This is a genomic window from Blautia luti, from assembly GCF_013304735.1.
GTDB lineage: Bacteria > Bacillota > Clostridia > Lachnospirales > Lachnospiraceae > Blautia_A.
In genome coordinates, this window is record NZ_JAAITI010000007.1 from 1 (window position 1) to 13751 (window position 13751).

Annotated in this window: 17 protein-coding genes; 16 read left to right on the top strand and 1 reads right to left on the bottom strand. The window is 40.0% G+C overall.

Going from position 1 to position 13751, the window contains the following annotated elements; translation table 11 throughout:
- Positions 1-148: 148 nt before the first annotated feature.
- The 9 genes from hxsD to mscL all read left to right on the top strand — a co-directional run bounded on the left by hxsD (position 149) and on the right by mscL (position 7162).
- Complete coding sequence (gene hxsD / locus G5B06_RS05425; protein WP_173761582.1) at positions 149-544, top strand: His-Xaa-Ser system protein HxsD; 396 nt, start codon at positions 149-151, stop codon at positions 542-544.
- A complete protein-coding gene (locus G5B06_RS05430; RefSeq protein WP_148447025.1) occupies positions 537-761 on the top strand; it encodes an HxsD-like protein in 225 nt (74 codons plus the stop codon). Before hxsD ends, G5B06_RS05430 begins: the two co-directional genes overlap by 8 nt.
- Complete coding sequence (locus tag G5B06_RS05435; protein ID WP_173761583.1) at positions 748-1770, top strand: prepilin peptidase; 1023 nt, start codon at positions 748-750, stop codon at positions 1768-1770. The genes G5B06_RS05430 and G5B06_RS05435 overlap by 14 nt, the downstream gene beginning before the upstream one ends.
- A complete protein-coding gene (gene hxsC / locus G5B06_RS05440; protein ID WP_173761584.1) occupies positions 1767-2873 on the top strand; it encodes a His-Xaa-Ser system radical SAM maturase HxsC in 1107 nt (368 codons plus the stop codon). The genes G5B06_RS05435 and hxsC overlap by 4 nt, the downstream gene beginning before the upstream one ends.
- Entirely contained in the window at positions 2874-4268 is a 1395-nt protein-coding gene (gene hxsB / locus G5B06_RS05445; protein ID WP_173771494.1) for a His-Xaa-Ser system radical SAM maturase HxsB, read from the top strand. It begins immediately after the preceding gene.
- Positions 4259-5176: a hypothetical protein gene (locus G5B06_RS05450; protein ID WP_173771495.1), complete on the top strand. Its 918-nt coding sequence runs from the start codon at positions 4259-4261 to the stop codon at positions 5174-5176. Before hxsB ends, G5B06_RS05450 begins: the two co-directional genes overlap by 10 nt.
- 12 nt (positions 5177-5188) lie before the next feature.
- Positions 5189-5710 (top strand): His-Xaa-Ser repeat protein HxsA3, encoded by a 522-nt coding sequence (hxsA3, locus tag G5B06_RS05455; RefSeq protein WP_148447015.1) that lies wholly within the window; start codon positions 5189-5191, stop codon positions 5708-5710.
- 40 nt (positions 5711-5750) lie between these two features.
- The gene (locus G5B06_RS05460) at positions 5751-6575 is read left to right on the top strand and encodes a TrmH family RNA methyltransferase (RefSeq protein ID WP_173771496.1); all 825 of its coding nucleotides are present in this window, start codon (positions 5751-5753) and stop codon (positions 6573-6575) included.
- 170 nt (positions 6576-6745) lie between these two features.
- Positions 6746-7162 (top strand): large conductance mechanosensitive channel protein MscL, encoded by a 417-nt coding sequence (mscL, locus tag G5B06_RS05465; protein WP_173771497.1) that lies wholly within the window; start codon positions 6746-6748, stop codon positions 7160-7162.
- A gap of 78 nt (positions 7163-7240) precedes the next feature.
- On the opposite strand, the gene G5B06_RS05470 is transcribed toward mscL, so the two are convergent.
- On the bottom strand, positions 7241-8779 hold the full coding sequence (locus tag G5B06_RS05470; protein ID WP_173771499.1) for a PucR family transcriptional regulator: 1539 nt from the start codon (positions 8777-8779) through the stop codon (positions 7241-7243).
- Positions 8780-8979: 200 nt separating this feature from the next.
- Here G5B06_RS05470 and G5B06_RS05475 point away from each other — a divergent pair, with 200 nt between their 5' ends.
- The 7 genes from G5B06_RS05475 (at position 8980) to trmD (ending at position 13749) form a co-directional block, all read left to right on the top strand.
- Positions 8980-9975: a uroporphyrinogen decarboxylase family protein gene (locus G5B06_RS05475; protein ID WP_021978098.1), complete on the top strand. Its 996-nt coding sequence runs from the start codon at positions 8980-8982 to the stop codon at positions 9973-9975.
- 196 nt (positions 9976-10171) lie between these two features.
- Positions 10172-10495, top strand: coding sequence for a YlxM family DNA-binding protein (gene ylxM, locus G5B06_RS05480; protein ID WP_021978097.1), 324 nt, complete (start codon positions 10172-10174; stop codon positions 10493-10495).
- Between the two features lie 3 nt (positions 10496-10498).
- Positions 10499-11851, top strand: a complete 1353-nt coding sequence (ffh, locus tag G5B06_RS05485; RefSeq protein WP_021978096.1) for a signal recognition particle protein — start codon at positions 10499-10501, stop codon at positions 11849-11851.
- Positions 11852-11896: 45 nt separating this feature from the next.
- Positions 11897-12142 (top strand): 30S ribosomal protein S16, encoded by a 246-nt coding sequence (gene rpsP / locus G5B06_RS05490; RefSeq protein WP_015525220.1) that lies wholly within the window; start codon positions 11897-11899, stop codon positions 12140-12142.
- 56 nt (positions 12143-12198) lie between these two features.
- A complete protein-coding gene (locus tag G5B06_RS05495) occupies positions 12199-12429 on the top strand; it encodes a KH domain-containing protein (RefSeq protein ID WP_015525219.1) in 231 nt (76 codons plus the stop codon).
- A 60-nt stretch (positions 12430-12489) separates the two neighbouring features.
- Positions 12490-12996: a ribosome maturation factor RimM gene (gene rimM / locus G5B06_RS05500; protein WP_021978095.1), complete on the top strand. Its 507-nt coding sequence runs from the start codon at positions 12490-12492 to the stop codon at positions 12994-12996.
- The gene (gene trmD / locus G5B06_RS05505; RefSeq protein WP_021978094.1) at positions 12997-13749 is read left to right on the top strand and encodes a tRNA (guanosine(37)-N1)-methyltransferase TrmD; all 753 of its coding nucleotides are present in this window, start codon (positions 12997-12999) and stop codon (positions 13747-13749) included.
- Positions 13750-13751: the final 2 nt, after the last annotated feature.

The window sequence follows — 13751 nt, forward strand, 5'->3', positions numbered from 1 at the left end:
GAATAGTCCCTTATAGGGACAGAGCAAGCCACCCGCTAAGCGGGTGGTCTTGACTTGCGTTTAAATCATGTAATTATCAGGGAGAAAATAGTCAGATTTTGTCGTATATAATAGGACGGTACAAAAATTATACGACAGAAGAAACAGCATGACGGATAAGTTATGTTATATCATAGCAGAGGGATTGGATAGTATGAGGAAATATTCAAAAGAATTGTATAGTAAAGATGTTTTGATGAAAGCAGCATATGCATTTACAGATGATGTATATGTTCACCTTGATTGTGATAATGAAAATTATATGGTTTCTGTAACTTCAAAATTGGATGAGTCAGAAGAAAATATTTTTAATAAATTTGAAAATGAACTGATAGCGCAGGAAACAAGAAAAATTATTGCGGGACAGACAAAAAATATTCGGGAAATGATTGTAGCAAGAGCTTTATCATCCACAATGGTTCATCTGAATGAAGAAAATGTAAAGGATGAAGAAAGTTTTGATGCAAAAGAAATTTCAAAAAGCTGGTTTGATAAAAATGAATGATTTAAAATTAAATAAAGAATTATATAAATACGAAGATATTATTTTAGTTACGAAAGTATTTTCTCATCTGGCATTGATTGAAGTTGAAGAAGACAATAATTATTGGAAATGCAGATTTAAAAACTGCAGATATAATACAGAACAGACAGAGTTGGAATTTGAAAATTATCTTATTGATTATATAAACAGCAAAGGGAGAAAAAATGATCATCTGTGAATCCGCTTTGATTGGAATTATTTTTATGTTGGGCATTTATACTTCTGTCACGGATATCAGATATGGAATTGTCAGTAATAAAAGTATAATTTTGGCATTGGCGGCCGGAACACTGGTTAATATTTTTTATTATCTGCGATATGAAGAAACATTTGTGAAATTATATTTTGTCAATCTTACAGGTATGATAATATTATCTGTTTTGTTATATGGATTTCATTTCTGGGCAGCAGGTGATTCGAAGTTACTTATATGTATGACAGCGTTGATTCCGGCAAGATTATATGAAACAGGAAACATGGTACTTGTTCCGGGAATCTATCTTTTTGTTATGATCTTTCTTCTGGCATATATTTATGTTCTGTCAGAATCAGTCATATATCTGTTCGGACAAAAAAAACGCTACCAGGGTAATAAGCTTACCAGACAAAAAGTGAAAAGTTTTGTTGTACAATATCTGATCAGCATGCTTTATCTGACAGCGCTTGGCAGTGTATGGAGAGTTTTTTTCGAAAGACTGTATGATGAGAATATTATTTTGTTTACAACAGGTAATATATTTGCTGTGATATTGATAAATAAAATTCAATTTCTTAGATCAAAGATATGTATACTGATTATTACACTTATTGATTTATATGTGATTGTATTTCAGCATGGAGTCCGGTTTCAGCTGATCAGTCTTTTGATCCTGCTGATAATATATTTACTCAGACATTTTATGAATGAATATAATTATGAGGAAATACCGACAGAAGCGGTTAAAAAAGGGATGGTTTTATCCTATATGGTGATCATGCAGTTTACCAGATCAAGAGTAAAGGGATTGCCGGAAGAAACAAGTGAAGATATGAAGAGCAGAATTACCGAAGAACAGGCAGAAGCAATTCGCAGATGGAAAGACAGCAAATATGGTAAAGAAACAATTATTATTGTAAGAAAGATTCCATTTGCAATATTCATTTTTCTTGGAACAGTGGTATTTCTGACAGTAAGGACAATAGGATGATAATTGGAAAAGTAATAAACTGGGGATTTTCAGAGGTATTGGCAAGGTATGTGGGGAGAGAGAACGATATATCACAAGAAATAACCCCGATGGTATCTTTGCTGGATAAAGATATTTATAATATATGGATAAATAAAAAAGCATATACTATAAAAATTTGGCTGAATGAAGGAGAACAGCTGGAAGATAACGATATTTTAAATATCAGAGAAAACGGAAACATAGAAAAAGTGTTTTCAGGTTGTGAAAGAGAGGCAGACATTTTTGTAACAAATCAGTGTAATTCCAACTGCATCATGTGTCCAGTGGCTGCTGCTGTACGAAAAAAAGAAAACAGGGAAAAAACGGAGTGGATATTAAATTATATAGAGGCGCTTCCGGATAATATTGAATATATTAATATTACAGGCGGTGAACCTACACTGGCAGGAGAAGACTTATTTAAGATTCTTGAATCTCTGAAAAATAAATTTCAGTATGCGGGATATCAGCTGCTTACAAATGGCAGAATATTTAGTGATATAAATTATACCGAAAATATATTAAACTATATACCTTATGGACTGAGATTTGCAATACCGGTTCATTCGGCAAATGTTGAAATTCATGACAAGATCACACAGGCTCCGAAAAGTTTTATTCAGACAGATCATGGAATTCGGAATTTGTTGAAATATAGACAAAAAATAGAAATTCGGGTTGTGGTATCGAAGCGGAATGTGAATACTGCTCTTGATACCGCAAAATATATTGTAAAAAACTATAAGGGTGTGTTTTGCGTCAATTTTATTGGAATGGAAATGATGGGAAATGCAGCTGTAAACAGAAAAGATTTGTGGATAGATTATAAAGATGCTTTTATCAAAATAAAAAGAGCAATCGATTATCTCATTTTAAATGGAATTGATGTTCAGTTATATAATTTTCCGCTGTGTGCGGTAGAGCCCGGGTATAGACCTATCGCAGTGAAGAGTATTACAGATTACAAGATACGTTTTAAAAAAGAATGTACACAATGTGCAGTAAGAAAGATATGCGGTGGTTTTTTCTGGTCTACACGGAACTTAATGGATCCTGATGTATATCCTATAGGAGAACAGTAGATGAAGTCAAATTATTACAATTTTAAAAAATATAAAGATAAGTATTTGCTGACAAATGAAGAGGGTAAATACATATTTTTATCGGAAGAAGAGTTTCATCATTTGGTTTACAGAGAGTATAATAAGCTGGAAGAGGGTATATTTGTCAGATTAAAACAAAATTATTTTATATATGATGAAAATGATGAGGTTTTTATAGAAAAAGTGAAAGAACAATATCGAGGTATGAAATCTTATCTGTTTTCAGCAACTTGTCTTCATATTTTTGTACTGACAAATGCATGCAATTTAAATTGTGTTTATTGTCAGGCACAGGATTCAGAGCAGAATAATAAAGGGAGCATGTCTGTGGAGACCGCAAAAAGAGCTGTTGATATTGCTTTGCAGTCTCCGGAGAAGCATCTTACTTTTGAATTTCAGGGCGGTGAACCACTGCTTTGTTTTGATGTAATTCGATTTATAATAGAATACAGCCAGAAAAATTGCAATGATAAAGAAATTGAATACTCTCTTGTAACGAATACGTTATTACTTACTGACGAAATGATAAGATTTTTTAAAACACATGCTGTGAAGATTTCCACATCACTGGATGGTCCGCAATGGATTCATGATGGCAATCGTTCAGATAAAAGTGGAAGAGGATCGTTTTCAGCAGTTCATGATAATATTGGAAGATTAAAACAATATAAAGTTCCGGTTGGGGCTATTCAGACAACAACAAGGAAAAGTTTGGAAAATCCAAAAGGAATTATCGATGCGTATTTGGAAGAAAGACTGCCATATGTTTTTATAAGACCGCTTACCCCTTTGGGGTATGCCAGTGAACACTGGGATGAAATAGGCTATACAGTTAATGAATTTATAAGTTTTTACAGAGAAATACTGGAATATATGCTCCGACTGAATCAGAAAGGGGTTCGCATAATAGAAGGACATGCCAGAATCTTTCTCAGGAAAATATTGGGCGGTTTTTCCGAAAATTATATGGAGTTGCGCAGCCCCTGCGGAGCAGCGGTGGGACAGATTGCATATTATTACGATGGAAATATATATACCTGCGATGAAGGAAGAATGCTGGCAGAAATGGGAAGTGATTCTTTTCGGCTTGGAAATGTCTACGATACATTAGAATATGATGAACTGATGAATTGCGGAGTGTGTAAGGTTACATGTCAGGCATCTGTATTGGAGGCGTTGCCGGATTGCTGCGAATGTGTTTATCATCCATACTGTGGTGTTTGTCCGGTCATAAATCTGGCGTTGGAAAAAAATATATATTCCAGACAGGCAAATTCTTATCGTTGCAGAATATATAAAGGGATGTTGGATACCATATTTGGTCTGATATACAACAATGAGAAAGCATTAGAGGTTTTTGAAACATGGATATGAAAAAAGGAAAAAAGAATAAAAAAATCAAGGGTATTGCACTTGTTATAGCCGGAGTGCTGGCAGCTACAGCGTATGGTGGAGTTCAGTATCATGAAAAGCCAAAAAGTACAGAGGTTTCAGTCCAGGTACAGGAAAGTCAGCATGCGGCTGAGGCAATTAAAGTTAAAAATATATCAAAAAAAGCATTAAATGTAAAAGGCAAAACCAGACAATCCCAAAATACAGAGAAAAACAGTAACGTTGTGAAATATACTGTACTCGATGATTCTGAAACAGTAAAGATCACTTATAAGGACGGATCTGTATATGAAGGGAATGTTGATAAAAACAAAAAGCGTTCCGGGCAGGGGACATTATGGGTTACGGATGGAACTACATATACAGGAGAATGGAAAAAAGACGCTATAAACGGAAAAGGAGAATGCAGAACTTCTGATGGCAGCGTCCTTTCCGGGGAATTTAAAAAATATTCTTTGAAAAATGGAACTTATACATATACAGATGGAAAGCAGACCATTACCAGATATATTAAAAAGGGAAAGCTGACCTCACAGGTACATATAACGGTGGAGGGAAATAATTATGATGGTAGCATCAGAGATGGTGAATTGGAAGGAAAGAGTTACATTGTATATGCAAATGGTGATATTTATGATGGAACATTGAGTGGAGGGCTGAAAAGTGGCACTGGTACTTATACATGGACATCTGGAGATCATTATGTTGGTGAGTGGAATGGCGATGTGATGTCTGGCAGTGGAAAGTATTATTTTTCAGCTGGAGAGGCTCCGGTTCTGGAAGGAGATTTTGCCAATAATAAACCGGATGGAAATTGCACATATTATCGAGATGATGGGAAAATATATGATACGCAATGGGCGAATGGTGTTTGTATCCGTATACAATAGGAGGAAAATAAAATGAAAAATGATTTTTTTCCAAAATTGGAAAGATCGTTGGAAGATTTTTTATATGAGGAAGAGGGCAATATTACAAGAAACAAAATGGTTATGGTTGGTTCGCTGGTATTAGTGCTGAGCTTATTAATGTATGATGAAGTGTTTGCGGGACACCGTTCTCATAGTTCTCATAGTTCACATCGTTCACACAGCTCGGGCAGTGGTGGTGGACATGGAAGCCACAGCAGTCATGAAAGCCATACGAGTCATGTCTCGGGAGAGACATATGGAACTCACAGTAACGTGGCAACTCATGGAAGTCACAGCAACCATGCGAATCATGCATCTCACAGCAGTGAAAGCCATTATAATAATGCAGATGCATCTACCGGTCTGCATTCAAATACTTCGGTTATTACACCGGATGAATCAATCAGTGTGGCAGATGTATCCGGAATATTAACACCTCAGAACAATTACATTGCACCAGTTGAAGGAACATTAAATACGGCAGTCAGTATTCCGGATGAGGTAAAGAACTGAAAATACATACGATATACATGGAACAGGAGAGAAAACAACAATGTCAAACATCATAGAAATCACAGATTTTAACGCACCGGAGCTGGATGTATATGCCAGGATTTCTGAGATTCAGCTTCTGAACCGGGCAGAACCGGAGAAGGGAATCTTTATTGCGGAGAGCCCGAAAGTTATTGAGAGAGCATTGGATTCCGGGTGCCGGCCGATTTCTTTTCTGGTGGAACATAAGCATATCGAGGGAGAAGCAAAGGAGCTGATCCGGCGATGTGGAGACATTCCGGTTTATACAGCAGAATTTGATGTTCTGACACAGCTGACCGGTTTTAAGCTGACAAGAGGAATGCTCTGTGCCATGCACCGGTCGGCACTTCCGGGGATTGATGAGATCTGCAAAAATGCCCGCAGGATCGCGGTTCTGGAAAATGTGGTAAATCCTACTAATATCGGCGCGATTTTTCGTTCTGCGGCGGCTCTTGGAATGGATGCGGTGCTGTTAACGCCAGGATGCAGCAATCCCCTGTACCGCCGTGCGATCCGTGTCAGCATGGGAACTGTATTTCAGATCCCATGGACGTTTTTTGATGAAAAGACAGAGTGGAAGACCGAAGGCATCCGGCTGCTGAAGGCAATGGGATTTAAGACCGCAGCCATGGCACTGAAGGAGGATTCTTTTGATATTGACGATCCCCATCTGATGGCGGAAGAAAAACTGGCGGTTGTTCTTGGGACGGAAGGAGATGGACTTGCCTCAGAGACCATTGCGGACTGTGACTATACGGTATGCATTCCCATGGCCCATGGAGTAGATTCATTGAATGTGGCTGCAGCCAGTGCGGTGGCATTCTGGCAATTGGGGAAACATTAAAAAATCTGTGCCGGACAGGAAGAACGTATTCTTTTATAAGATGTGAGATTTTGTCTGGAATATCTATGGAAATTAAAAAATGCCAGTGCTATAATTTTCCTGAAAAACAGCGGAAAATCCAAAACAGATAAGAATCAGAGGATTTCCGAAAAAAGAGGGAGGAATCACAAATGAAAAAGTTTCTGGAGGAATTCAAAGCCTTTGCATTGCGGGGAAATGTCATGGACATGGCTATTGGTGTGATCATTGGAGGTGCTTTCTCAGGTATCGTAACATCACTGACCGACAACTTTATCAATCCGATCCTGAATGTGCTTACAGGAGGAGCAACGTATACACTGAAGGATGTATCCGGATTTGCTTCATCCTTTGTCTCATCAGTGATCAATTTTGTGATCATGGCATTTATTCTTTTCTGTCTTCTGAAGGCGGTAAACAAGATCACTTCCATCGGAGCAAAAAAAGAGGAAGAGCCTGCACCAACTACGAAGGTATGTCCGTTCTGCAGAAGTGAGATCGACATCGAGGCTACAAGATGCCCACACTGTACTTCAATTCTGAACGAAGAAAAAAAGGAAGAATTATAAAAGAGAATATCCGCTTTACATAGAAAAAACGGGAAATCAGGAAGCATATTATGGTATGCATGAGATTTCCCGTTTTTTTTATGCGTTTGTGTTCTGATTTTCTTCTTCCATATCCATCAGATGAAAAGAAAGCAGCAGATAAAGGATTTCATCTCTGTCTGTGAGATCCGAATCCAGAAATGCTTTGATCTTATCCAGACGGTAAAGAAGAGTGGTTCTGTGGATAAATAAAGCGCTGGCAGTATGGGCAATGTTCTGGTTGTGTTCCAGAAAACAACGCAGTGTGTCATAGAGATGAGATTGTTTTGCCTCATCTTTGTATTTCAGTGACAGAAGCTTTTCGTGGCAGATCATGTAAGCTGGAAGTTTTCTGGTAGCCTGTTCCAGGATATAGGGCAGAGCGATGGAGTTAAAATAGTGGATACTTTCTGCAGGATTTTTGCGTTTGCCAACCTGTAAAGAGACAGAAGCTTGTGTGTATTGCCGGTGGAAATTAAAATGTCCAAGCATCTTCCGGCTGTATCCGGCACTTAACATGCTGCTTTTGATAAAACCCTCGATCTTATCAGAAATTTCATGGACAGTCATGGTACATAGGTCCAGATTGATAAAAAGCACAGCATTGCCTTTGTATTCGGTAGCACAACTGGCCGGGATCGTATTTTCCAGATAATTGCAGATGGCATTGAGGGTCAGATTTTTCTGGTCGATCAGTCCGGTCTGGATCAGGATGCATTGATACATATGGGAAGAAAGCCATCCTACATTTGTCAGCTGCTGGCTGACTTTTACGTAATCAGCTCCTGGATCAGTCAGGATAGATACAAAAATCTGGTGCAAAGGAAACGCTTTATCCCGGTTGTGCATGATACCGGTGGAAAGGGCATGAGATATCATCTGGGAAAGGTACTCCAGGATAAAACCAAATGTATCATCCAGAGGAACTTCGCCTCCGGAAAACATCAGTCGGTATACAGCTTTATCATTATTGGAAATGTTTACGCAGAGAGAAGGAACCGTAAGGCCATTTCCGGGATAATAAAAGTATCCGGTTTTATAAAAAGCTTCCTCATAATGGGGATCCTGTTTCAGACTGTCAACAACAGCCCAGGAATTTTCGTTGGAACCCAGAACGGAATTGGAAAGATCGCCCAGATCCCAGCCTCTGGAGGCAATGATAGTAAAATCCATACCGATCAGCATCATTGGGTTGGGAATAATGGAAGCGGTAAGATCCAGAAGTTCCTGAATAGAAGCGTTCCGAAGACGGGAATCCATCAGAGACTGATTCCACCGGTCATAAAGGATAAAAATTTCCTGAAGTTTGTTAAAAATGGTATTGGCAGGAAAATCTTCAGGAATGACGCACATGTTTGGCTGAGTTAATTCGTAATTCCGGTAAGTTTTTCCGATCATCAGGAACAGGATATTTTTGGGATGATGAAAAGTCGGTTGAAAATCAGGATCTGTAATAAGATAAACACGTCCTTCCTGAAGCGGTGTGTTTTTTTCGTAACAGGCAGGACATAGCAATGTGGGCTCTGTATCCAGCCTGGAGGTATCCATAGGAAATGATTTCTGCAAATGATAGCAGATAAGTTTTGCGCTGAGTTTCAAAGAAAATCCTCCTTCCTATATTTTATAGGAAAAAATAGGAATAATCACCATATTATGTGGAATTGTGATTCTTCTGATTTTCAGTATAATAGAATCATAAAGAAAAAACAAGTGCAGAAATAAGCCTTTTATATTGGGGTGTAGCAAAACAAGTGCGGAAAAAAGGCTTTCCTGCATAATAACGTAGCGGAGGTGTTTTTATGTTAACAAAAAGACAGAATATGATGGAAGTAATCCGTGGAGGAAATCCGGATCGTTTTGTAAAACAGTATGAGGGACTGACCTTTGTTCTGAATACTCCCTATCAGCAGCAGTATCCGATGATGCCGGAAGGACCTGGTGCACCAACAGTAAAATGTGGCTGGGGATATTATAATTCCTGGCCGGCAGGAACGCCAGGAGCGTTTCCACTTCATGATCCCGAACATCTGGTATGCCCGGATATCACAGAATGGAAAAAATATGTAAAAGCACCGGATATCAATTACACAGCAGAAGACTGGAAAGCATGCCAGGAGACCATTGCCGGAATTGATAGGAATGAAACAATGGTTGCCACACTGATCGCACCGGGAGTTTTTGAGATGTGCCATTATCTCTGTGAAATTCAGAATACTATGATGAATTTTTACGAAGAACCGGAAGCCATGCATGAACTGATCGAATATATTACAGAGTGGGAACTGAAATGGGCAGAGCAGATCTGTACCTATATGAAACCGGATGTTGTATTCCATCATGATGACTGGGGAACACAGAAATCTACATTTATCAGTGTGGACATGTTCCGTGAATTCTTTATGGATTCCTACAAACGTATTTATGGCTATTACCATGATCACGGGGTAGAACTGATCATTCATCACAATGACAGTTACAGTGCAACACTGGTTCCAACAATGATCGAGATGGGAATTGATGTATGGCAGGGATGTATGTCAGTCAATGATCTTCCAAAACTGATCAAAGAATATGGAAAAGATATCACATTTATGGGCGGTATCGATAATGGTAAAGTAGATCGTTTTGACTGGAATCAGGAAATGATTGAAGAAGCAACCGATCAGCTTTGCAGAGACTGTGGTAAACTTCATTTTATTCCATGTACCACCCATGGCCTGAATTTTTCCTGCATCCCAGGTGTTTATGAGGCAGTAGATCAGGAAATCGATAAAATGACGAAAGAAATGTTTTGATCGAATTCAGATTGGCCTATATAACTATATAATAGGAAGAAAATAAAATAAATAAAGGTCGGAAAAGCCTGCAAAACTCAGCAGAAAAGCGCTTTCCCGACCTTTTTTCTGTGAAATTTTGGAAAAAATAAATTTGTAAAGCAAAAACCCTTGACAGGCATGCCGGAATCGTGTATGATAGCCAAGGTGATTACAGATGGAGAAATTTGTAGAGCAGACTTTTTTATTTGATTTTTATGGAGAGCTTCTGACAGAGAGGCAGCGGCAGGTGTACACCAGTGTGGTATTTGAGGATTATTCCTTAAGTGAAGTTGCTGAGGAACTTGGCATCAGCAGACAGGGTGTACATGATATGATCAGACGGTGCAATCGGACGTTGGAAGAATACGAAGAGAAACTCCATCTGGTCGAGAAATTCCTGAACATCCGCAGTCAGGTTATGAAGATCCATGAACTGGCTGACAAGTACCACGCCGAAGATATTGCGGCGATTTCCAATGTGATATTAGAGGAGTTATGATCAATGGCATTTGAGAGTTTAACAGATAAACTGCAGAATGTATTTAAAAAGCTGAAAGGCAAAGGCCGTCTTACAGAGGCTGATGTCAAGGTTGCGCTGAAAGAAGTTAAGATGGCACTTCTGGAAGCGGATGTTAACTTTAAGGTCGTTAAGCAGTTTACGAAATCTGTTCAGGAAAAGGCTATCGGACAGGATGTTATGAATGGTCTGAATCCGGGACAGATGGTGATCAAGATCGTAAATGACGAGCTGGTCAATCTGATGGGAAGTGAGACAACAGAACTTCCGATCAAACCGGGAATGGATCTTACCGTTCTTATGATGGTCGGCCTCCAGGGTGCAGGTAAGACAACAACGGTTGCCAAGCTGGCAGGCAAACTGAAATCCAAAGGAAAGAGACCACTGCTTGTGGCCTGTGATGTTTACCGTCCCGCAGCGATCACACAGCTGCAGGTGAATGGTGAGAAGCAGGGCGTCGAGGTCTTTTCCATGGGAGACAAGCAGAATCCCGTGGACATTGCAAAAGCAGCTATCGAGCATGCGAAATCCAATCAGCAGAATGTTGTGCTGATCGATACCGCAGGACGTCTTCACATTGATGAGGATATGATGCAGGAGCTTGAGAATATCAAAGCGAATGTGAATGTGGATGCCACAGTGCTTGTAGTTGATGCCATGACAGGACAGGATGCGGTAAATGTAGCGCAGAACTTTTCTGATAAAGTCGGCATTGACGGTGTGATCCTGACCAAGATGGACGGTGATACACGAGGTGGAGCTGCACTTTCCATTAAAGCCGTAACCGGCAAACCGATCTTCTATGTTGGTATGGGAGAGAAGCTTTCGGACTTGGAACAGTTTTATCCGGAACGTATGGCTTCCAGAATCCTTGGTATGGGCGATGTGATGAGCCTGATCGAGAAGGTGGAAGCATCTGTGGATCAGGAACAGGCCCAGGAGATGCAGAAGAAGCTGAAGAAAATGGACTTCGACTTTAATGACTATCTTACCAGCATGGAACAGATGAACAAAATGGGTGGTATTTCCAGTATCCTGAACATGCTTCCTGGAATGGGCGGCAAGATGAAAGATATCGAGGGCATGATCGATGAGAAAGCTATGGATCGCACCAAGTCCATCATCCTTTCCATGACACCTCAGGAGAGAAGCAATCCGAACATTCTGAACATATCCCGTAAGAACCGCATCGCCAGAGGTGCAGGCGTGGATGTCACAGAAGTAAACCGTCTTGTGAAGCAGTTTGAGCAGAGCAAGAAGATGATGAAACAGATGCCGGGTTTAACAGGCGGCAAGATGAATATGGGAAAAAGGGGCGGCTTTAAGCTTCCCTTTTAATAAACAACAATAAATTTTTAGAAAGATAATTGGAGGAAAACAAAAATGGCAGTTAAGATCAGATTAAGAAGAATGGGACAGAAGAAAGCACCTTTCTATAGAATCGTAGTAGCAGATTCCCGCTGCAAACGTGACGGAAGATGTATCGCAGAGATCGGAACATATGATCCGAACCTTGACCCAAGCGTATACAAAATCGACGAAGAGGCAGCTAAGAAATGGCTTGCAGCTGGTGCTCAGCCTACAGAAGTAGTTGCTAAGCTTCTTAAACTTGCCGGAATCGAGAAATAATACCTGACAGATTTAAGATCTGTGGGCCCCGTAAGGGCAGAGCAAGGAGGTATGTAATGAAACAACTTGTAGAAGTAATTGCAAAATCTCTTGTTGAAAATCCGGATGAGGTAGTCGTTACTGAGACTGAGAAAGACGACGCGATTGTTGTTGAACTGAAAGTCGGACCGGCCGATATGGGTAAGGTCATTGGAAGACAGGGAAGAATTGCCAAGGCAATCCGTACTGTTGTGAAAGCGGCTTCTTCAAAAAGCAGCAAAAAAGTGATTGTAGATATTCTGCAATGAAAAATGAGACAGGAGCTGTGGATTCCATGGCTCCTGTTTTTACTCTGAAAGGGAGCAAAAATGGAAGATTTATTAAAAGTAGGAGTTATCACAACAACGCATGGTGTCCGTGGTGAAGTAAAGGTTTTTCCAACAACGGATGATGCAGAGCGTTTTCTTGATATTGAATATGTGCTTCTGGATACAGGAAAAGAACTTCGCAGACTGAATATTCAGAATGTAAAATTCTTTAAGAATCTTGCGATCCTGAAGTTTGAAGGCGTTGATAATATCAATGATATTGAAATGTATAAAGGCCGTGATCTCTGGATTCCGCGTGAGGAAGCACAGGAGCTTGGCGAGGATGAATATTATGTGGCAGATCTGATCGGAATGGATGTACTTCTGGAGAATGGGGAGAAATTCGGAGTACTCCGCGATGTTATGGAGACCGGTGCCAATGATGTTTATATCGTAGATCGTGTGGATGGAGAGGAAGTTCTGCTTCCGGCGATCCATGACTGTGTTCTTGATGTAGACGTGGAAAAAAATACCATGACTGTGCATTTGATGAAAGGGCTTGTTTAAATGAATTATCATGTACTTACACTGTTTCCGGAAATGATCGAGAACGGAATGAACACAAGTATTACAGGCCGTGCGATTACAAAGGGACTGTTATCACTGGAAGCGATCAATATCCGGGATTTTGCCTTCAACAAGCACCAGAAGGTAGATGATTATCCATATGGCGGCGGTGCCGGAATGCTGATGCAGGCAGAACCGGTATATCTGTCCTATGAATCCATTGTAGAGCGCATCGGAAGAAAACCACGTGTGATCTTTCTTACTCCTCAGGGAAAAACTTTCAACCAGAATATGGCGAAAGAGTTCGCACTGGAAGAAGACCTGGTTTTTCTCTGCGGTCATTATGAGGGAATTGATGAGCGTGTTCTGGAAGAAATTGTGACGGATTATGTTTCTATCGGTGATTATGTACTTACTGGTGGGGAACTTCCGGCTATGGTTATGATGGATTCCATTTCCAGAATGGTACCAGGAGTTCTGAATAATCAGGAATCCGGAGAGACGGAATCTTTTTCCGGAAATCTTCTGGAATATCCCCAGTACAGCCGACCGGAAGAATGGCATGGAAAAAAAGTTCCGGAGGTGCTGCTTTCCGGACATCATGCAAATGTGGATAAATGGAGAAGAGAGCAGTCTATTATCCGTACTGCCAAATGGAGACCGGATCTGCTGCCAAAGGCCGATCTTACAAACAAAGAGTGGAACGAGGTCCGCAGGCTTCGCAAACAATGGAAAGAGGAAGTGGAAAAATAATT

Bases quoted from the DNA above. Each gene is read 5' to 3' on its own strand.
- hxsD (WP_173761582.1), top strand. From the start codon at position 149: ATGACGGATAAGTTATGTTATATCATAGCAGAGGGATTGGATAGTATG.
- G5B06_RS05430 (WP_148447025.1), top strand. From the start codon at position 537: ATGAATGATTTAAAATTAAATAAAGAATTATATAAATACGAAGATATT.
- G5B06_RS05435 (WP_173761583.1), top strand. From the start codon at position 748: ATGATCATCTGTGAATCCGCTTTGATTGGAATTATTTTTATGTTGGGC.
- hxsC (WP_173761584.1), top strand. From the start codon at position 1,767: ATGATAATTGGAAAAGTAATAAACTGGGGATTTTCAGAGGTATTGGCA.
- hxsB (WP_173771494.1), top strand. From the start codon at position 2,874: ATGAAGTCAAATTATTACAATTTTAAAAAATATAAAGATAAGTATTTG.
- G5B06_RS05450 (WP_173771495.1), top strand. From the start codon at position 4,259: ATGGATATGAAAAAAGGAAAAAAGAATAAAAAAATCAAGGGTATTGCA.
- hxsA3 (WP_148447015.1), top strand. From the start codon at position 5,189: ATGAAAAATGATTTTTTTCCAAAATTGGAAAGATCGTTGGAAGATTTT.
- G5B06_RS05460 (WP_173771496.1), top strand. From the start codon at position 5,751: ATGTCAAACATCATAGAAATCACAGATTTTAACGCACCGGAGCTGGAT.
- mscL (WP_173771497.1), top strand. From the start codon at position 6,746: ATGAAAAAGTTTCTGGAGGAATTCAAAGCCTTTGCATTGCGGGGAAAT.
- G5B06_RS05475 (WP_021978098.1), top strand. From the start codon at position 8,980: ATGTTAACAAAAAGACAGAATATGATGGAAGTAATCCGTGGAGGAAAT.
- ylxM (WP_021978097.1), top strand. From the start codon at position 10,172: ATGGAGAAATTTGTAGAGCAGACTTTTTTATTTGATTTTTATGGAGAG.
- ffh (WP_021978096.1), top strand. From the start codon at position 10,499: ATGGCATTTGAGAGTTTAACAGATAAACTGCAGAATGTATTTAAAAAG.
- rpsP (WP_015525220.1), top strand. From the start codon at position 11,897: ATGGCAGTTAAGATCAGATTAAGAAGAATGGGACAGAAGAAAGCACCT.
- G5B06_RS05495 (WP_015525219.1), top strand. From the start codon at position 12,199: ATGAAACAACTTGTAGAAGTAATTGCAAAATCTCTTGTTGAAAATCCG.
- rimM (WP_021978095.1), top strand. From the start codon at position 12,490: ATGGAAGATTTATTAAAAGTAGGAGTTATCACAACAACGCATGGTGTC.
- trmD (WP_021978094.1), top strand. From the start codon at position 12,997: ATGAATTATCATGTACTTACACTGTTTCCGGAAATGATCGAGAACGGA.